At 71.3% G+C, this 18,376-nt stretch carries 17 protein-coding genes, 1 tRNA gene, 1 pseudogene and 1 CRISPR repeat array; of the genes and pseudogenes, 12 read left to right on the forward strand and 7 right to left on the reverse strand.

Features of this window, described 5'->3' with window-relative positions:
- Positions 1–1,399 (reverse strand): dynamin family protein (locus QR77_RS11765; protein WP_040021510.1); only part of this gene is annotated, 1,399 nt, incomplete at its 3' end.
- 315 nt (positions 1,400–1,714) lie between these two features.
- Between QR77_RS11765 and QR77_RS11770 the strand changes: the two genes are divergently transcribed.
- The 4 genes from QR77_RS11770 to QR77_RS11785 all read left to right on the forward strand — a co-directional run bounded on the left by QR77_RS11770 (position 1,715) and on the right by QR77_RS11785 (position 4,287).
- Positions 1,715–1,787: transfer RNA gene (locus tag QR77_RS11770), tRNA-Arg, on the forward strand.
- 154 nt (positions 1,788–1,941) lie between these two features.
- The gene (locus QR77_RS11775; RefSeq protein ID WP_040021512.1) at positions 1,942–2,577 is read left to right on the forward strand and encodes a GNAT family protein; all 636 of its coding nucleotides are present in this window, start codon (positions 1,942–1,944) and stop codon (positions 2,575–2,577) included.
- Positions 2,578–2,715: 138 nt separating this feature from the next.
- Positions 2,716–3,516 (forward strand): GNAT family N-acetyltransferase, encoded by an 801-nt coding sequence (locus QR77_RS11780; RefSeq protein WP_173476295.1) that lies wholly within the window; start codon positions 2,716–2,718, stop codon positions 3,514–3,516.
- Between the two features lie 87 nt (positions 3,517–3,603).
- Positions 3,604–4,287, forward strand: coding sequence for a TMEM175 family protein (locus QR77_RS11785; RefSeq protein WP_052489584.1), 684 nt, complete (start codon positions 3,604–3,606; stop codon positions 4,285–4,287).
- On the opposite strand, the gene QR77_RS11790 is transcribed toward QR77_RS11785, so the two are convergent.
- Positions 4,271–5,224, reverse strand: a complete 954-nt coding sequence (locus tag QR77_RS11790; protein WP_236710607.1) for an alcohol dehydrogenase catalytic domain-containing protein — start codon at positions 5,222–5,224, stop codon at positions 4,271–4,273. The genes QR77_RS11785 and QR77_RS11790 overlap by 17 nt on opposite strands.
- A gap of 371 nt (positions 5,225–5,595) precedes the next feature.
- On the opposite strand from QR77_RS11790, the gene QR77_RS11795 reads away from it, so the two are divergent.
- The gene (locus QR77_RS11795; RefSeq protein WP_052488683.1) at positions 5,596–6,720 is read left to right on the forward strand and encodes an aromatic ring-hydroxylating dioxygenase subunit alpha; all 1,125 of its coding nucleotides are present in this window, start codon (positions 5,596–5,598) and stop codon (positions 6,718–6,720) included.
- A gap of 58 nt (positions 6,721–6,778) precedes the next feature.
- On the opposite strand, the gene QR77_RS11800 is transcribed toward QR77_RS11795, so the two are convergent.
- Positions 6,779–7,717, reverse strand: coding sequence for a LysR family transcriptional regulator (locus QR77_RS11800; protein WP_040021515.1), 939 nt, complete (start codon positions 7,715–7,717; stop codon positions 6,779–6,781).
- Between the two features lie 152 nt (positions 7,718–7,869).
- Here QR77_RS11800 and QR77_RS11805 point away from each other — a divergent pair, with 152 nt between their 5' ends.
- The 4 genes from QR77_RS11805 (at position 7,870) to QR77_RS11820 (ending at position 10,846) form a co-directional block, all read left to right on the forward strand.
- Positions 7,870–8,754, forward strand: a complete 885-nt coding sequence (locus tag QR77_RS11805) for an NAD(P)H-binding protein (protein WP_040021516.1) — start codon at positions 7,870–7,872, stop codon at positions 8,752–8,754.
- A 55-nt stretch (positions 8,755–8,809) separates the two neighbouring features.
- Entirely contained in the window at positions 8,810–9,763 is a 954-nt protein-coding gene (locus QR77_RS11810) for an alpha/beta hydrolase (RefSeq protein ID WP_052488684.1), read from the forward strand.
- 124 nt (positions 9,764–9,887) lie between these two features.
- Complete coding sequence (locus QR77_RS11815) at positions 9,888–10,580, forward strand: DUF2975 domain-containing protein (RefSeq protein ID WP_052488685.1); 693 nt, start codon at positions 9,888–9,890, stop codon at positions 10,578–10,580.
- Positions 10,580–10,846 carry a helix-turn-helix transcriptional regulator gene (locus tag QR77_RS11820; RefSeq protein WP_040021518.1) on the forward strand — a complete coding sequence of 89 codons (267 nt, stop codon included), beginning with the start codon at positions 10,580–10,582 and terminating at the stop codon, positions 10,844–10,846. Before QR77_RS11815 ends, QR77_RS11820 begins: the two co-directional genes overlap by 1 nt.
- 28 nt (positions 10,847–10,874) lie before the next feature.
- Here the strand turns inward: QR77_RS11820 and QR77_RS11825 are convergent, their stop codons facing one another.
- Positions 10,875–11,981, reverse strand: coding sequence for a winged helix DNA-binding domain-containing protein (locus QR77_RS11825; RefSeq protein WP_040021520.1), 1,107 nt, complete (start codon positions 11,979–11,981; stop codon positions 10,875–10,877).
- Between the two features lie 110 nt (positions 11,982–12,091).
- Between QR77_RS11825 and QR77_RS11830 the strand changes: the two genes are divergently transcribed.
- The 3 genes from QR77_RS11830 (at position 12,092) to QR77_RS11840 (ending at position 16,260) form a co-directional block, all read left to right on the forward strand.
- Positions 12,092–13,120, forward strand: a complete 1,029-nt coding sequence (locus QR77_RS11830; RefSeq protein ID WP_040021521.1) for a transcriptional regulator — start codon at positions 12,092–12,094, stop codon at positions 13,118–13,120.
- 124 nt (positions 13,121–13,244) lie between these two features.
- The gene (locus tag QR77_RS11835; protein WP_040021523.1) at positions 13,245–14,258 is read left to right on the forward strand and encodes an NAD(P)-dependent alcohol dehydrogenase; all 1,014 of its coding nucleotides are present in this window, start codon (positions 13,245–13,247) and stop codon (positions 14,256–14,258) included.
- A 146-nt stretch (positions 14,259–14,404) separates the two neighbouring features.
- A CRISPR array of direct repeats spans positions 14,405–14,737; the repeat unit is 28 nt; unit sequence GTGCTCCCCGCTCGCGCGGGGGTGGTCC.
- Between the two features lie 137 nt (positions 14,738–14,874).
- Entirely contained in the window at positions 14,875–16,260 is a 1,386-nt protein-coding gene (locus QR77_RS11840) for a HEAT repeat domain-containing protein (RefSeq protein ID WP_052488686.1), read from the forward strand.
- Positions 16,261–16,282: 22 nt separating this feature from the next.
- Here QR77_RS11840 and QR77_RS11845 read toward each other — a convergent pair whose 3' ends face one another.
- From QR77_RS11845 to QR77_RS48565, 3 genes and pseudogenes are all read right to left on the reverse strand, one after another.
- Positions 16,283–16,759, reverse strand: a complete 477-nt coding sequence (locus QR77_RS11845; protein WP_040021525.1) for a VOC family protein — start codon at positions 16,757–16,759, stop codon at positions 16,283–16,285.
- Between the two features lie 158 nt (positions 16,760–16,917).
- Positions 16,918–17,709 (reverse strand): maleylpyruvate isomerase family mycothiol-dependent enzyme, encoded by a 792-nt coding sequence (locus QR77_RS11850; RefSeq protein WP_040021526.1) that lies wholly within the window; start codon positions 17,707–17,709, stop codon positions 16,918–16,920.
- A gap of 86 nt (positions 17,710–17,795) precedes the next feature.
- A pseudogene (locus QR77_RS48565) lies at positions 17,796–18,376 on the reverse strand (hypothetical protein); the annotation flags it as partial.

Raw genomic sequence — 18,376 nt, forward strand, 5'->3', positions numbered from 1 at the left:
GCTCCCCCGCGATCCGCGCCCGCCGGCCGCCGAGCAGCGCGGCGGCGAGCAGGGCGGCCACGGTCTCCGCGTCGGGCGCCGCGTTACGGTCGAGCTGGCGGACCTCGTCCTCGGCCAGCTCCTCCAGGACCCGGCGCCAGCGCCGTACGGCCATCCCGATACGTTCCGTCACCTCGCCGTCCCGACCAGACACTTCGACGGCCCCGGCGGCGGGCTCGCGCCGCCACGCCTCCACGATCCGCTCGTCGGCCGCGGCCACGGCGCACTGGAGCAGCGCGCCGAGGCTCTCCACGAGCGAATCCAGCAGTTCCCGCGCGGAACTGTCCCTCGGATAGCCCCGCCAGCGGGTCCGCGCGTCCCCGGACAGCACGGCGCCGCGCCCGAGCTGGGTCCGCACCCGCTCCCCCTCCGTCACGTAGGCGTCCTCCACCGCACCCATCAGCCGCACGGACGCGGCGTACTGCGCGGCCACGGCCCCGGCGAGCGCGGGCATCCGTACGTTCAGCGAGCCGATCACGCCGGCCGCCGTACGGACCACGGCCTGCTGACGGGCCGCCGGGTCCCGCACCCGGTGCGAGAGCCAGGCCAGCAGCGGCGCGACGGCGGTGGTCGGCAGCAGCCCGCGTCCGCCGCCCGCCGACTCGGGCAGCTCGGGGATGGTGAAGCGGGGTACGTCGCCGAGTCCGGCCCTGGTCAGCAGGGCGCCGTACTGCCGTGACACCTCGTCGATCATCTGATGCGGCACCCGGTCGAGGACGGTGACGAGCGAGGCGTCGTACTCCTTGGCGGTACGCAGGAGATGCCACGGCACGGCGTCCGCGTACCGCGAGGCGGTCGTCACCATCACCCACACATCGGCGGCGCAGATCAACTCGGCGGCCAGTACGCGGTTCTCCACCACCAGCGAGTCGATGTCGGGGGCGTCGAGCAGGGCGAGCCCCCGGGGCAGGGAGGAGGCGGTGTCGACGCGCAGCGCGTTCTCCTCGCAGCCGTCCGCACCGTCGCCGCCCGGCCCGCCGTCCTCCTCCTGCGCCCGCCATACCCGGGTGAGATGCGGCAGCACCCGCGCGCCGGCGAACCAGTGATGGTCCTCGGGATGGCACACCAGTACGGGCGTACGCGTGGTCGGCCGCAACACCCCCGCCTCACTGACCCGCCGCCCCACAAGGGAGTTGACCAGCGTGGACTTCCCGGCCCCTGTCGACCCCCCGACGACCACGAGCAGCGGCGCTTCGGGATCCCTGAGCCTCGGCAGCAGGTAGTCGTCGAGCTGCGCGAGCAGCTCGACCCTGGTCTGCCGGGCGCGCGGAGCCCCGGGAAGGGGCAGTGGAAGACGCACGGCCGCGACACGGTCGCGCAGAGCGGACAGTGCGTCAATCAACTGAGGACGTACATCCAAGGTCACCACATGCGAAGAATGCCCAATTTTGCAGCGTTTTTGAAGCGTATGGCTATCTCCTGCGCGCCGGTCGGGCAGTCAGGACAGAAGGGACGAGTGGGGCGCAGGCATAACGAGTGCACAACACCCGGCGCGCGGGAGCTAAAAAACGATGCACGAATGGCACCTGCCTGCGATTATCGGTTCGCTTCACTGAACCTCCACAACGTGCCACGCACGTGAAGCAACCGGGTCAAGGCGATCGGAGCCCTATCCTTGTCCCGGCAAGGCCGAGAACCCACCATCCGGGCTCCAGGCCACCGAGGCCACCATCCGGCCCCCGTAGCTCAGTGGATAGAGCAGGTGCCTTCTAAGCACTTGGCCGCAGGTTCGAGTCCTGCCGGGGGCGCACATGTTACGCGTGTCACATTCTCCCGCCGGAGGGTGTTTCCGCTGGTCAAGGGCGCTTTACGGAACGGACGGCGGCGACCGGCCACGGACGGCTCCCGGCCGCCGGTCCCGCGGCCCCGCGGTCCCGGGAAGAGACCCCGAGGAGAGAGCCGATGTCCACCTACTGGCCGCTCACCGGCCTGCGTGTCCGGACCGGTCCGCTCGAACTGCGCATACCCACCGCCGCCGAGTGTGAGGCGCTCGCCGAAGCGGCCGCCCGGGAGCCGACGAATCCGGGGGTGCCCTTCCTCGCCGACGCCGCCGACAGCCCCGTGCGACGCGGTCGGCGCACCTTGCAGTTCCTGTGGCGGGAACTCGGCACCTGGGGGCCCGACGGATGGTCCCTGAGCCTCGCGGTCTTCGATCAGGGGGAATTGGTCGGCACCCAGAACGTACGGGCCGTCGACTTCGCACGCGAACGCGAAGTCATGACCGGCGTATGGATCTTTCAGGACCGGTCCGGGCAGGGTCTCGGAACGCGCTCCCGAAGTGCCCTCCTGCATCTGATATTCGACGGACTCGGCGCACACCGGGCCGTGCACAGGGCGGCGGCCGACAACCCCGCCTCCCTCGCGTTGGCCAGAAGGCTCGGCTACCAGGAAGACCCCGCGACCGGTGCGGACAGCGAGGGAACGCCGCCCTCGCACCGTTTCTCGCTGACCGCCGACCGCTGGCGTTCCCAGCCCCGCCCGGAGCCGGTGCACGTCACCGGTCTCAGCGAGTCGCTCTTCATGTTCGGACACGAATGACCGCACGCGGATGACCGGACGCGGATGACACGTCCGCCGGCCATTCCCGCGCCGCCCGTCGGCCTTTGTCCGCCACAGCGAGGCGTATGCGTCGTTAGCCATGTATCAAAGGGTTTTCGGCGATTCATGGAGCGTACGGTGAGTGATCTTGCGGAGTCCGTCGAATCGATGGAGCAGTTCGCCACGGTCTGGCGCGCCATGGTGCTCGACCGGGACGCGGGCGCGGATGTGCGCGACCTTCCGGGCATCGCCGTTCGGTGGGCCGGCTCCACGTTCGCCTTCTGGAACGCCGTCACCCTGACCGAGGTGGGCGCGGACGCGGGGCTCCTCGGTCAACGGCTGCGCCGGACAGCGGACATCATGCGCTCGAAGAGCCACCCGGGTTTCCTCTGGCTCTTCGAGGACCTTCTCGACGACGAGGCACGCTCCGCGCTGGAGACGGCGGCCGAACAGGCGGGCCTCCAACACGCCTTCCCCGGCACGGGCATGGCCGGAGACCTGCTCCCCCTCCCCGAACCGGCCCACCCCGACCTGACGTTCGTACGCGTCACCACCGACGAGCATCTGCGGGCCTACGCGGACCTCAACTCGCTCGGCTACGGCTTCCCCTTGGAGCAGGGCCGCGACGGACTCGTCGGCTCCACGCTCTGGAAGAGCGAGGTGTACGCCTACTTGGGCCTGCGCGGCGATGTCCCGGTGGCGTGCGCCGGTACGGTCGAAGCGGCGGGCCGGCTCTTCGTCGTACTCGTCGCCACGGACCCGCGCTGGCAGCGCAGGGGTTACGGCGAGGCGGTCACGCGCAAGGCGCTGTACGAGGGCGGCCGGGCCACGGGCCTGACCCGCGCCACCCTGCACGCGACGGCGGCCGGGGCGCCCGTGTACCCGCGTATCGGCTTCCGGCCGAACTCGCCGATCCACTTCTACGGCCTGCGGAGCTGACCCGCCGACAGGCCGAGCAGGTCGGGTACGCGGCCGTTCGGCGCGTCGGACCTCTCCTGGCGCGCACCGCACGCGATGCTCGCGCACATGGCAGATCCCGCGGCAACGGAAAGCCCGGGCGGGCCCGGTGCCTTCCAGGCCACCGACACCGGCCGGGTGGAGGCGTTCAGTGACGGGGTCTTCGCCGTGGCCATCACCATCCTCGCCCTGGAGTTGGCCACTCCCGCCCACCGGGACGGCGGGCTGCTGTCGGCGCTGCTGCACCAGTGGCCGGTCTATCTGGGCTATCTGACGTCCTTCGTCTACATCGCGGTGATCTGGCTCAACCACCACCAGGCGTTCACCCGCATCCGTGTCGTGGACCGGGGGCTGCACGTATCGAACCTGCTGTTGCTGTTGACCACCGCCGCGCTGCCCTTCCCCACCCGTGTGCTCTCCGACACGCTGCAGGAGCCGGTCACCAGTGGTGACGTACGTACCGCCGTCGCGCTCTACGCGCTCGTCGCCGCCGCCATGTGCGCCGCCTGGGTGTGGATCTACGTCCAGCTCAACCGCAGGCCCGGGCTGCTGACCCCCGGCGTCGAGCCCCACTACGTACCGCAGGGGCTCATCCGCTCCGCCGCGGGCGTCGCCGCGTACCTCCTCGGCGGAGGACTCGGCTGGGCGGTCACCCCCGGCGTCGCGCTCGGGGTGTTCCTCCTGCTGCCGCTCTTCTACTTCGCCACCAGCGAAGGCATTCGCAGCCGCACCCCGGTCAGTCGAAGACGATGACGGACCGCTTGCCGCCGTGGCCCTCGGCCATGGCGTTGAGCGTGGTGTTGGCGCCGCCCAGGCCGATCGTTCGGATCTCGGGCAGGATGCCGTGCGCCGCCGAGAACGCGAGGGTGTCGCGCGCGTCGTGCGGGGAGCCGCACGGGTTGACCATGGCGTGCAGCCGCTTGAGGACCATCGGCTGAGCGGGCACGGTCAGCGGCTCGGCGTCGTACCCGACCAGTACGAGCATGCCGTCGGGCGCCAGGCCGGTGACCGTCGCCGAGGCGGCCGCGGTGGAGGGGGTGGAGTTGAGGATCAGGTCCGCGCCGTCGTGCCAGGTTTTCAGGGCCTCGGCCGGGTCGGAGTCCTGGGTGGCGATGAATCGTTCGGCACCCCGCTCCCTCGCCGCCGCCTCGCCCCGGTTCGACCGGCTGATGACGGCCACGCGTGCTCCCATGGCGAGGGCGTAGCGGACCGCCAGCGTGCCGACGGTGCCGGTGCCGATGACCGCGACGCGCGAGCCGGGGGTGATCCCGCCCTGCCGCAGGCCGTTGAAGGCGGCCAGGCCCGCACACATCAGCGGGGCCGCGTGGACAGGGTCGAGGCCCTCCGGCAGCGGGGTCACGAAGTCGGCCTTGAGAACGGCGTATTCGGCGTAACCGCCGTCGAAGACGATGCCCGTGATGCGCTTCCTGAGGCAGAGGATCTGCTCGCCGCGCACGCAGTAGTCGCAGTGCCGGCAGGAGTCGCCGAGGAACTGGGCGCCCACGGACATGCCGACCTCCGGCCACGACACGCCGGGCCCCGCGGCGGAGACCACGCCGCTGATCTCATGGCCGGGGACGACCGGGAAGCGGGCGATGGGCCACTGGCCCTGGAGCAGGTCCACGTCCGTGTAGCAGACCCCGCACGCGGTCAGCTTGACCAGGACCTCGCCGTAGCCGGGCTCGGGCACCTCGCGCTCGGTGAGCGCGAGCGGCTCGCCGACGGCGGTGGCAACGGCTGCACGTATCGCGCGTACCTCATTTCTACTGACCGCATCTCTGCTGCATGCGGGAACGGTCGGTCGTGGTACGGGAGCCTCATCGGCCGGCCTCCCCCGGGGCACGACAGAAAGTACCGGCCCACCGCGCGCCCACGGCTCATTGGACGCGGTCTGCCGCTGTCGGTGAGATCGGCGAAGGTCTCCCCCGGACGAAGATCCCCCGGCGAAGATCCCCCGGACGCTTCAGTGCGTTCGACAGGGGTGGAAGGACGACCAAGACTGGTCGCACATGTCCGAGGCGGAAACCCGGACGCGTGTGGTGAGTCGCGAGGGAGACGCGTGTGATCGAGTCAGCACTCGCTCAGGGCGAGGGCCTAACGCCCCGGCCGACGGACCTGCGCCGTGTCGGAATCGACCCCGACGCCTGGTATCCGGTCGCCTCGTCCCGCAGCGTGCCGCGCAACAAGGTGTTCGCCGCCGCGTTCGCGGGCGAGCGGATCGCGGTGTACCGCGGCGCGACGGGCGCCGTGCACGCGCTGGAGGACCGCTGCGCGCACCGGCAGGTGCCGCTCAGCATGGGCGTCGTCGAGGGCGACACCCTGCGCTGCTGCTATCACGCGTGGGCCTACCGGGGGAACGGCCGTATCTCCCAGATCCCCTATCTCTCCAAAGGCGTGGCGCGGCCACCGCGCGGCGTCCGCGCCTACCCGACCCGGGAGGCCCACGGCATGGTGTTCGTCTTCCCGGGCGACCCGGAGAAGGCCGCAGCCACACCGATGCCCGACCTCCCGCAGTCGCGGGCCCACACACACCGGACCATGAGGTTCTCGCGTACGGTGCGCTGCCACTACTCGTTCATGCACGAGAACCTGCTCGACATGAACCACCAGTTCCTGCACCGCGGCGTCCTCGGCAAGATCCACCCGGAACTCCTCGGCTACGAGAGCGGGCCGCGATTCGTCGAAGCCCGGTACCTGTTCACCCCGGGCGGCGGCAGGAAGGACCGGGGCGCCGGACTGCTGTCGGCCGAGGGGATCGGCAATCGCACCTCGTCGGACGTGCTCACGGTTCGTACCGAATACCCGTACCAGACCCTTGAGTTGATCCCTGAGGGCGCCGACGAACCCGCGTTCTCGCTGTGGGTCGCGTACGTTCCGGTGGACGCCGGTCAGCGCGTCAACCACGTGCACGGTCTGCTGATGATCCAGAAGCCCCGTTTCGCGGGGGCCCTCACTCTCGCCTGGCCGCTGATCCGGCGCTTCACCGAACGGGTCTTCGCCGAGGACCGGATGGCCGTCGAAGCCGAGCAGCGCGCGTGGGACGAGCAGGGCGAGGACCGCAACCAGGAGATCTTCCCGGTGATCCTGGATCTGCGGAAGGTGCTGCGCACCAACGGCGTGCCTCTTCGTGAGAACGTCGGGCTGTGCGGCGCCGCCACGATCGCCGGTGTCGCGACGCCCTCGTGAGGGTGCTGAGGCCCTCCTGAAGTGCTGAGGGCGGCGGGATCCGGCGGGTTCCGGCAGGTCAGTCGGCCGTGATGTCGGTGGCGCTCTCGCGTGCCGGTGCCGTCCCATCCGTCTCGTGTGCGGGGTACGCGGCGGCCGCGAGCGAGCAGGCCGTACGGACGAAGGCCGCCACGGCCGGGGAGCGGGACTCCTGGGGCCAGGCCAGCGCGAGGCGCAGGGGCGACAGGTCGGTGACGGTTCGGTAGGCGACGCCCGGCCGGGGGTGCCGACGGGCGATGGACGCGGGCGGGAACCACAGGATGCTGCCCAGCTCGACGAGGTTGAAGATCTGGGCCAGGTCGAGGTGCGCACCGGGCTCACGCGCCGGTGAGCGGGTCTCCGGCGCCGCGTCCTCCCGGTCCGCGGGGCGTCCGTCGGGCAACACGCGTCCTGCCAGGTCGGCGAGGTGGAGGGACGTACGGGCGGCCAGTGGGTCGGTGGCCCCGACGGCGAGCAGGCGTGGCTCGGTCAGGAGCGGTTCCACGTCGAGGCCCTGGTCGTTGAACGGCAGGGCGAGAAGTGCGAGGTCCGCGCGTCCGTCGCGGAGGGTGGATTCCTGTTCCCCGCGTCCGCCGAGGACGAGTTCGACGGGGAGCGCGGCGGGTTCGTTCTCGTAGGCGGCGAAGATCTGGGGCAGCAGTCCCCCGTCGTAGTCCGCTTTGAGCGCCAGCCGCACCACGGGTTCGGCTCTTCCGGCCTGCCGGGTACGGCGTGCGGCGGCGGCGACCGCGTCGAGTGCGGTCCGGGCCTCGCGCAGCAGGACCTCGCCGGCGGGGGTGAGGGCGACGCGACGGGTGGTGCGCTCCAGCAGGGGAACGCCGAGCCGGTGCTCCATGTCACGGATCGCCCGGGACAGCGGAGGCTGCGCCATGCCGAGCCGGTCGGCTGCCTTGCCGAAGTGCAGTTCTTCCGCCACGGCCACGAAATAGCGAAGCTGTCGCACCTCCAGATCATTCATACCGCCACGGTATCAGTCGCGCCGGAATCGGTCCTTCAGATCGAGGTCGGTCACGCGTTGACTGGCGACATCGACCAGCCTTCCAGGCCCTTCCGGCCCCCTGTTCCATGCCCTTCCCGTTCCATCCCCTTCCCGCCTCATCAGGAGTTCTCATGATCGTTGTCACCGCGCCGACCGGACAGATCGGCAGCCAGACCCTTGACCGCCTGGTGGCCGCCGGGGCCCCTGTCCGAGTGATCGTGCGTGACGCGGCAAAGCTGCCGGACTCGGTGCGCGACGCCGTCCAGGTGGTCGAGGGCTCCCACGGCGACCCGGACGTACTGACGAAGGCGTTCGCCGGGGCGGAAGCCGTCTTCTGGGTGGCGCCGCCTGATCCGCGCGCCACGCGCGTCGAAGACGGGTTCACGGGGTTCAGCCGCCCCGCGGCCGAGGCTCTGGCGGCGCACGGCGTCCAGCGGGTCGTGGCCGTGTCGGCTCTGGGGCGCGGGACCCCGATGGCCGAGAACGCCGGTTACGTCACCGCTTCGCTGGCCATGGACGACCTCCTGGCCGGCAGCGGCGTCGGCTACCGGGCCCTGACCATGCCGTCGTTCATGGACAACCTGCTGCGCCAGGCCGAACTGATCAGGCAACAGGGGATGATCACGTCGCCGATCGCCGGTGACCGCCGGATGCCCTTCTGCGCGGTCCGGGACATCGCCGAAGTCGCGGCCGAGCTGCTGCTCGACGACACCTGGACCGGCGTGGAGGACGTACCCGTGCTGGGGGCTGAGGACCTGTCGTTCGAGGACATCGCACGGATCACGTCCGAGGTCCTGGAGCGCCCGGTGCGCTTCCAGCAGGTCTCGGGCGAGGACTTCAAGGCCCGCATGACGCGGTTCGGCACCACGGAGGCCATGGCGCGGGGCGCCCTGGACATGATGCTGGCCAAGGACGCCGGGATGGACAACGCGGTGCCACGAACCGCGCGGGCCACCACGCCCACCGGCTTCCGCCAGTGGTGCGAGGACGTACTCAAGCCGGCGGTCCTCGGATGAACCGGATGAGCCAGGGGACGACCAGCGGCACACCAGCAGAACGGACGGAGAGCCCATGAGCCGCGAGGACCGGATCCAGGAGCACGAGATCCGGGAGCACGAGATCCACGACATGCTGCGCCAGTTCGCCGACGGGTTCGTCTTCCAGCGGCGCTCGCCGATCCTGCACCACCTCGCCGAACAGGGCCTCGACCACGAGGACATCACCTTCCCGTCCTCGGACGGCGTCCCGCTGGAGGGATGGTTCATCCCGGCGCCCGGCTCGGACCGGCTCGTGATCGCCAACCATCCCCTCGGATTCAACCGCTCCGGGCTGCCGACGCACCTGGAACCGTGGCGCTCGCAGTGGTCGGCCACCGGCAACGCGTTCGACGTCGACCTCACCCCGGACTACCGGATCCTTCATGAGGCCGGTTTCAACGTGCTCGCGTACGACCTGCGCAATCACGGACTGAGCGGCCAGGGCAACGGAGGGATCACCACCAACGGCATCCACGAGGCCCGCGACGTCGTCGGCTCCCTGCACTACGCCCGCAGCCGCCCGGACACCCGCGACATGGCCGTGAGCCTGTTCAGCCGCTGCATGGGGGCCGGCGCCACGTTCGCCGCCATGGCGCAGGATCCCGGGGCCTTCGCGGATGTCCGCAGCCTGGTCGCCGTACAGCCCGTCACTCCACGGGTCATCGTCGAGCGCCGCCTCGCGGCCCTGGGACTGGAGGACCGTATCGACGAGCTGGAAAAGCTCATCGTCATGCGCACGAGCATCGGGTTCGGGCCGAGGAATCCCCGGCAGTGGGCGTCGAGCGTCCGGGTGCCCACGTATCTGTTCCAGGTGCGCGACGACGCGCTCACCCAACCCTCCGACGTACAGGCCATGTTCGACAACATCCCGGCCACCGACAAGCAGTTGCGGTGGATCGAGGACACCAGCGCGCGCTTCGACGGCTACCTGGAGTTCCAGCGCCGCCCGAAGCCGATCCTCGACTGGCTGACCGCCAGGACGCGCTGAAGGCACGGGCGGCCAAAGCCGATGACCGGGTGGGCAGTTGACGACACCGCCAGTTGACGGCATCAACAGTTGACCCTATCGTTTTTCGATAACATCGATATTCGATACGGGGGGGCAGTCGCTGATGTCTGCTGCGATACGGAACATCAAAGGTGCCGAGCTGCCGGACGGACCGCCGTCGCCCGGCGAACGCGCCCACGACAGGCTGCTGCAACCGGTCGCCACTGTGGTCCGTGGCGCCTACTGGCTGTCTCTCGTGGGCCTTGTCGTCGGCCTGGTGGGACCTCTGGTCGGTACCAAGTTGGGCCTGGCGTGGGGCGGTTCGCGGGTGTGCGCCGAGTCCGGCTCGGACTTCGGCACGACCGGGTTCACCGGAGTGTTCCGGCCCCCCGCGGGGGTCGACGTCATGGTCCGCCCGTCGTACTGCACCGATCACGCCGACGGCGCCCAGCGGCTGTTCGACGTACTCGGGGGCCTTCCCTCGCTGCTCCTGGCCCTGGGTGTCCTCTTCTTGCTCAACCGCCTGATACAAGGCGCCTCCCGGCAGGGCGTGTTCACCGTACGGACAGCGAAACACCTGCGGGTGGCGGGCTGGTGGCTGCTGCTCGGCTGTCCGGTCGCCGAAGTGGTGGAGGCCGGGGCGCACGCGGCGCTGCTGGCGACCCTGGCCCGGGATCACGCCTTCGACGCGGACACCTGGCTGGGATCATGGCAGCCGCCCTACGCACTCGTCTTCACAGCTCTGGGCATCCTCACCTTCGCCCGCGTCATGCGGGCCGGGGTGGCCATGCGGGAGGACCTGGAGGGAACGGTGTGATGGCACCGGACGACAGCGACGGTGACAGCGGCGACGGCCACGCGATCGAGGTCCATCTCGACCGCTTGCTCAGCGAACGCGGCATGACGCTCGCGGAGTTGGCCTCCCGCGTCAACGTCACCAACGTGAACCTGTCCATCCTGAAGAACGGCCGGGCCCGCGCGATCCGCTTCACCACGCTGACCCGCATCTGCGAGGTTCTCGACTGCCAGCCCGGCGACCTGCTCACGTACCGGAGCGGGAGTACGGGGACGTCCCGGACGTGAGCGAGGTGTCGGCGTCCCAACTCCCCACTCAGCGGGGAGCGGTGGCGACCCGTACCCGGTCGCTTTCGCGGTCGGAGAGGAAGAGCGCCAGTTCCCGCCCCTCCTCGGCCACGGCGGTGCGGTCGGCTCGGGAGAGGCTGTGCAGCGGCGTGACGGCTACGGTGCCCGCGTCGACGTTCCACGTGGCGGCGGTCCGGCCGTCGACCAGCACGACGCGTTCGCCGCCGACCGAGAGGCCCCGGTGGGCGTCGTCGATGATCCGGCCGCGGTCGTCGTAACCGAGGATCGCGTTGTCGAACGCCGGCAGGAACCGTACCGGGGCAGGCGTGTCGGATGCGGGGCGTGGCGCGTCGGGGAGGTCCAGGAGTACGCGGCCCCGCTCGTCGCGGAAGGTGACCAGTTCCTCGCGCTCGCGCATCGCGGCCACCGCGGCCGGAAGCCCGGCGAGGCCGCACCAGGCGCGCAGGTCGGCCGAGGCCGCGGGGCCGTACGCGGCCAGATAGCGCCGTACCAGCACCTGGCCCACCGGATCGGACGCGTCCGGGGACGGCGGGTCGATCTCGCGCCCCAGCCAGGAGGAGAGCATGACGTTGCGTACGCCCGCCTTGGTGCGCCACAGCCCGCGCGGCGGCAGTTGGGCCATCGGGATGAGGGCTGCGATCAGCATTTCGCCCAGTGCGCGCGGTCCCGGCGCCGGCCAGCGGCCGGCGAGCGCTCCGGCCAGCTCGGCCATCGAGCGAGGCTCGCCGTCGGCCATCAACGCCCGCCCCGCTGAGGCGAGTTGGTCGAGGTCCGTGCCGTCCAGCTCGCGGCGGTAGGTCCCGAGCACCCGTTGGCGCAGCATGGCGTCGTGGCGGGCCCGCCAGGCGAGGGCGTCGGCGGCGGTGACGAGGTGGACGGTGCGGCGCATGAGATGCGTACGCACCACGTCGCGCCCGCTCAGCAGGTCCGAGAGGGCCGCCGGGTCGAACGCGCGCAGGCGGGACCAGAGACCGACGAACGGTTCCTGCGGTTCCTGCGCCTGGAGGCCGCCGAGGTGCGCGACGGCGTCAAGGACCGGTACGTCGGCGCGATCAAGCAGCAACTGCCGGGCGAGGGTGGCCCGGTTGAGGGCTCTGCTGTCGAGGATGGTCATCGGGTCACCGCGGCGCGGCCGCTGTTCTTGTTGTTCCGTTGCTCGGCACAGGACGACAGTCGCAGGAGAAGCGGTCAGGATGTGGCCGCTTCTTGGGGGAACATGGACGCATGCCGAAGACCTCAGCCCGACTGCTCTCGCTGCTCTCGCTGCTCCAGGCGCGCCGGGACTGGCCGGGGCAGTTGCTGGCCGAACGGCTGGAGGTCAGCCCGCGCACCGTACGCCGCGATGTCGACCGCCTGCGGGAGCTGGGCTATCCCGTGGTGGCCACGAAGGGCCCCGACGGGGGCTACCGGCTCGACGCCGGCGCCGAACTGCCGCCGCTGCTCTTCGACGACGAGCAGGCCGTCGCCCTCGCCGTGGCGCTCCAGACGGCCGCCGCCACCGGCGTCGGCATCGGAATCGGGGAAGCGGCGGCGCGTGCGCTGACCACCGTCCGGCAGGTGATGCCCGCACGACTGCGCCATCGCGTCGACGCCCTCCGGGTCACGGCCGTCGAACGCGCGGGAACCCGGCCGAATCCGCAGGCCGACCCGCGGGTTCTGGTGACGCTGAGCGCGGCCGTCCACGTACGCGAGGTGCTGCGCTTCGACTACATCCCCGTATCGCAGGTGGGAGCGGCGGCGGGCGAGCCCGCCGTACCTCCTCCGCGCCGGGTGGAGCCGCACCACCTCGTCACGTGGGGCGGGCGCTGGTACCTCGTCGCCTGGGACCTCGACCGGGACGACTGGCGCATCTTCCGCGTGGACCGGATCACCCCGCGTACCCCTTCGGGCCCGCGCTTCACCCCTCGCGAACTGCCCGGAGGGGACGTATCCGCCTTCGTGGCCGGCAGATTCGAGGGCTCGGACGGCTCCGGGGACTGGCCCTGCCGCGGCGAAGTGATCCTCGACCTGCCCGCCGCCGCCGTGTCCAGCTACAGCCGCGACGGAATCGTCGAAGAACTCGGCCCGGACCGCTGCCGACTCGTCCTGGGCGCGTGGTCGTGGCGGGGGCTGGCCGCCATGATCGGCAGGTTCGACGCCGACATCGAGGTGATCGGCCCGCCGGAGCTGCACGCCGCCTTCGCGCACCTGGCCCGCCGCTACGCGAACGCCGCGAAGGGCGGCCCCGCCGAGCGGACAGAACGCACCGACTGAACCGGCGCGTTGCGCACGCGAACCATTCCCTGGAGGGAATTGTCCGGAACCCCCTCGCCGCCTGAGGATCGCGTCACTCGCATCGTCCTCGTACGCCCTGAACCAAGAACGGCGGCAGACACACATGAAGAGCTATCACCTCACACCGGGCACGAGCCCCGAGGAATTGACCGTCGGCGAGCACCACGAACCGGAGCCCGGCCCGGGACAGGTGCTCGTACGGGTACGGGCGAGCGCGCTGAGCTTCCGCGAGCTGGCGGTCCTGGCCGGGAGGTACCCGCTGCCCATCAGACCCGGTGTCGTGCCGGTGTGCGCCGGGGCCGGGGAGGTCGTGGCGGTCGGCGAGGGCGTCGACCGGGTGGCGCCGGGCGACCGGGTGGCGGCGACCGTCTTTCCACGGTGGATCGACGGCCCGTTCGCGATGGAGAACGCCGCCCAGTTGGGCAGTTCGCTGGACGGCATGCTGACCGAACTGGCGCTCCTCGACGCGAACGGGCTCGTACGGATACCCGAGCACCTGTCGTACGAGGAGGCGGCCGCGCTCCCGCTGACGGCCGTGACCGCCTGGAACGCGCTGATGGGCTCGGGTCGCGCGCTTCAGGCAGGCGAAACCGTACTCACGCTGGGCTCCGGCGCCGTCTCGCTGTTCGCTGTTCAGTTCGCCAAGCTGGCCGGCGCGCGCGTGATCGCCACGACCTCGGACGAGGCGAAAGCGGTGCGGCTCAAGGAGTTGGGCGCCGACGAGGTGATCAACTACGCCGGGACGCCCGACTGGCCCGAGGCCGTGCGCGAACTGACAGAAGGCCGTGGAGCCGATCGTGTGGTCGACGTCGTGGGGTCCCTGGAACAGTCGCTGCGCGCGGTCGCGTTCGCTGGAGAGGTCGCGTTCGTCGGATACGGCCTGGCCGCCCCGGCGGTCCAACCACCCACTCTGGGAACCTTGTTCATGTCCGTGGCCAGCCTCCGCGCGGTGGCCGTGGGTAGCCGGGCCCACTTCACGGCGATGAACCGCGCGATCACAACGCACCGCATGCGGCCGGTGATCGACCGCGTGTTCCCCTTCGGGGAGGCCGCTGCCGCGTACCGTCACCACGAGGCGGGCAGGTTCTTCGGCCAGGTGATCATCAACCACGGCTGACGGGGCGGGGCTGGGGCGGGGCGGCCCGGACCTGGCATCGACAACCAGTTGATGTCGGTCGCCTGTATCGTTCAGAGGTGCTTCGGACGGTCTGCCTGCCGGGTAAAGAACGCGAAAGGCGTCTCTTGAGCCGCAGGTCAGGAAGAGTGCTCCCCGCTCGCGCGGGGGTGGTCCGGTCGCCGGATACGCCCAAGCCCTCTCCGCGGCGTGCTCCCCGCTCGCGCGGGGGTGGTCCGCGAGTCAACATCAACGTCAGCTCCGCGCAGGCGTGCTCCCCGCTCGCGCGGGGGTGGTCCGGATCTGATCCAGAACTCGATGCACCCGAACCCGTGCTCCCCGCTCGCGCGGGGGTGGTCCGCCAGGCGGCCTGCCGCACAGCCCATCCGATGAGTGCTCCCCGCTCGCGCGGGGGTGGTCCCGCCGTGGGGTCAGCAGCCGTGGCTGCTGGTCCGTGCTCCCCGCTCGCGCGGGGGTGGTCCAAAGCTCAGTCGCGGCTCACCTCTTGGGGTGGCCGTGTGCGGTGCCGGCCTCCGCGAGATCGTTGCCGAAGTAATCCGCTCAGCCTGGGCCCGGTGGCGGATAGCGTGCTCTCCGACGCATCACCAGGGGGCGGAAGATGACGGCACCGGGGCACGACCTGCGCAACCGGAACGACGTGAACGACCAGCTTGTGGCAGCCGTGATTGCCAAGGACTTCCACGCGGTACAGGAATGTCTCCAGGACGGCGCCGATCCGAACACCCCGGGCCCCGACGGCCTCCCGTTGCTCTGCCTCGCCGTGGGCGGGTTCGACCACGAGACCGCCGACGCTCTGACGGACAGCGGCGCCGACCCGGACGCCGTTCTGCCGGACGGTACGACACCGCTCCTCCGGGCCGTCGACCTCGGCTCCCCCGCGCTCGTCGGTGCCACGCTCGGCAAGGACCCGGGGCTGCGGATCGCCGAGGCCGAGCGAAATCGGCTGCTCGACCTCGCTCGGGAGTGGTACGAGACGGGGGAGGCCGAGGTACTGCGCCGCCGCACGGGGGCCTCGGGCCCGGCCGCCCGGCGACCGGTCAACGACGACGAGTACACGGACGTCGAGGAGGTTTCCCTCGGCGGGCTCACCGTCCGGGCGGGCCACAGCGGCGTCCTCTCCGACCTGGAGCGGGTGTTCGGCGTCCTGGCGCCGGTAGCAGAGCTGGTGGCACGAGCCGTCCCGTACCCGGACGAGCTGCACGCCAACTGGGCCGCCGTCAGCCACGCGCTCGCCGCCCGCAAGAGCCCGAAGGCCTGGTCGGACCTGGCGGCCTTGCGCCACCACCCCGCTCCCGTCCACCGCCGCTTGCTCGCCAGAGTCCTGTGGTCCCGACAGCACGACTGGGCGAACCGCCACGGCCGTCCGGAGGCCCCGCGCGACGGCGAGTTCCTGGCGGAGTGGGCGCTCGACGAGCCGGACGGCGAGACGCTCGCCAGAGTCCTGTACGCGTACACGGACTACCCACACCCCGGCCAAGAGGCCGTCGGCTTCCGCTACGCCGGCCATCCGGACCCGCGCGTGCGCCGCGAGGTGCCGCACTGCCTGATGCGGACCCCGCGGAGCGAGCCCGCCGCCGCCACCCTGCTCGCGCTGGCGCGGGATCCCGACTCCGGGGTCCGGGCCGTCGTCGCCCAGGTCCTCGCCTGCCCGCGCGATCCGACTCCGGCGACCCGGGAGAGCCTGCTCACCCTGCTCCGGGACCCGGACCCCGACGTCGGCCGCCATGCCGCCGCATCCCTCTCCGGCTCCGACGACCGGACGGCCGCCGTCATGGACGCCCTCGTCGCCCTGTCCGACGAGGAGGACCAGAACCTGCGGCTTGAGGCGGCCTACGCCCTCGCCGTCCGCGACGACCCGCGCACCGATGAGGCGTACGAGCGCGTGGGTCCCCTCGGTCCCGGCTTCGAACATGACCACCGCGTGGGCGCTCACTGGCGCTACGAGTACCGCAACCGCGACCGCGACCGGCCCGACAGCACCTGATGGCGGCGGGGCCGCCGTACGCCTACGGAGTCCTGTCGGCGGCGGCCATCATCGCGGCGAGGTCGATCTTCTTCATGCCGAACATCGCCTCCATACCGCGCCGCACCCGCCCCTGGTCCGCGTCCTTCATCAGCTCGTCCATCCCCTCCGGGATGACCTGCCAGGACACCCCGTACCGGTCCTTCAGCCAGCCGCAGGGGCCCTCCTCGCCGCCCTCGGTGAGCCGGTCCCAGTAGTAGTCGACCTCTGCCTGGTCTGCGCAGTTGATCAGCAGCGAGATCGCCTCGTCGAAGGTGAACTCGGGGCCGCCGTTGATCGCCGTGTACTCCTGGCCGTCCAGCTCGAAGTCGACGGTCAGGACCGTGCCCGCCGGGCGCGGCCCCGCCTCGGTGAAGTGGGAGATGTTGTTGATCTTCGAGTTCGGGAAGACCGAGACGTAGAACTCGGCTGCTTCCTCGCCCTCGGTGTCGAACCAGAGGTTGGGCGTGATCCGGGGCATCGCGGTCTCCTGGTGTCGTCGCTGCCACGGCTCCGGCAGGTGGTCCCCCACCGGACGGCCGCGCTTGCTGATATCCGTACTGCTGATATCCGTACTGACCGTCGCACCGGCCGGAACTCATCGCCACCGGCGCCGGCGCCGTCCGGACCGGTCCGCGGTCACTCGAAGCTGACACGCTCCAGCCAGTAGTCGAGCAGCTCCGCGTCGCCCAGCACCTCGATGCCCTCCCCCTGGGCCGGCCGCCTCTTGTAGATGAGCAGCAGCAGGTCGGTCAGCGGCGCGCGTACGGCCACGGCGGCCTTCTCGTGCGCGCGCCGCCAGACGATGGCGTCGCCCGTGAGATCGACCACCCACTCGGCCGCCGCCTCCGGTGCCGTGTCCGTGGCGTGGAGGTGGAGGGTGCGGTCCGGGCCGAGCAGCTCGCGCATCCAGGGGTGCACCTCGAAGTGCATCGGGAGCGAACCGAGCGTCATCCACTCGTCCACGCCATCGAGAGCGACCTCCTGGCCGACGCTGAACTCCGCGCCGAGGGCCAGGGTCGCGTCGGCCCTGTGGATGACCGTCTCGTGCGTGAACCTGCGCGCGTAGAACTCCGTGGAGCCGCCGGGGACCGGCGTCGACAGCTTCGTACCGGGCCCGGCGGCCCGCAGAGTGTCCGCCAGCAGCGCCGCGCCCTCGGTGAGCCAGGGACCGAGCACCGCGGGGTCCTCGTCGGTGTAGCCGGAGAGGTCACGGAAATGGCTGTCGGGCAGCGGGCCCGTCGCCCGGGTCCGTACGGTCTCCTCGGCCCACCGCTGACCACCGCCGAGATGCCGCAGGAGCTGGCCGGCGTTCCACCCCTCGCAGGTGGGTACGGGCACGGTCAGGTCGGCGCCCTCGATGCTCGCGGTCAGCAGGGCCGTCTGCGCGACGATCTCGGAACAGTAGTGGTCGTAGCTCAAGGGCGTCATGACAGCACGGTAGAGCGCACCACTGACAGGACCGGACCCCAACCAGTCGTACGGCTGACACGTACGGCTGACGCGCCCGCCCCGGTTCACTGCTGGGGCGCGGCTGCCGGGTGCAGGGTCTCCGTCCTGCGTTCGATCGCCTGGAGCGCGCCCGGGCGGCGGCCCGGCACCCGGCGGCGCAGCGCGGTGAGCGCCGGGGCCAGGGCGTCGGCGGCGACCGGGTCGCGTAGCTGTTCCCACTGGTGGTGCGCGCGGTCCACGGCCGCCACGACGTCCTCGGCATCACCCGACTGCCGCCGGGCGAGCCGGGCTTCGGCCGCCGCCATCCACAGCTCGCAACTGCGGGACGCGTCCTTGGCGAGCCGGGCGAGGTCCGCCCGTACCTCGAGCCAGTGGATCGCCTGCGCCGAGCCGGGGCCGTGGGTACGGAGCGCCTCGCTCTCCCACATGGCGGCGATCGAGGCGGCCTCGGCGTGCCGCCCTGCCCTGGCCGCGTCGAGGATCGCGGGGTGCGGATCGGTCCCGGCGCCGGCGGGCGCGGAAGCGGTGCTCGCCGCGGGCTGCGGCCGTACGGGCGTGGGCAGTTGTCCCGCCGGAGGCTGGGGCTGGGGCTGGGGCTGGAGATGCGGCTCGCCCTGGACCTGGGTCTCCGTCCGGACCTGCGGCT

It is taken from the genome of Streptomyces sp. 150FB (assembly GCF_000818195.1).
Classification (GTDB): Bacteria; Actinomycetota; Actinomycetes; order Streptomycetales; family Streptomycetaceae; genus Streptomyces.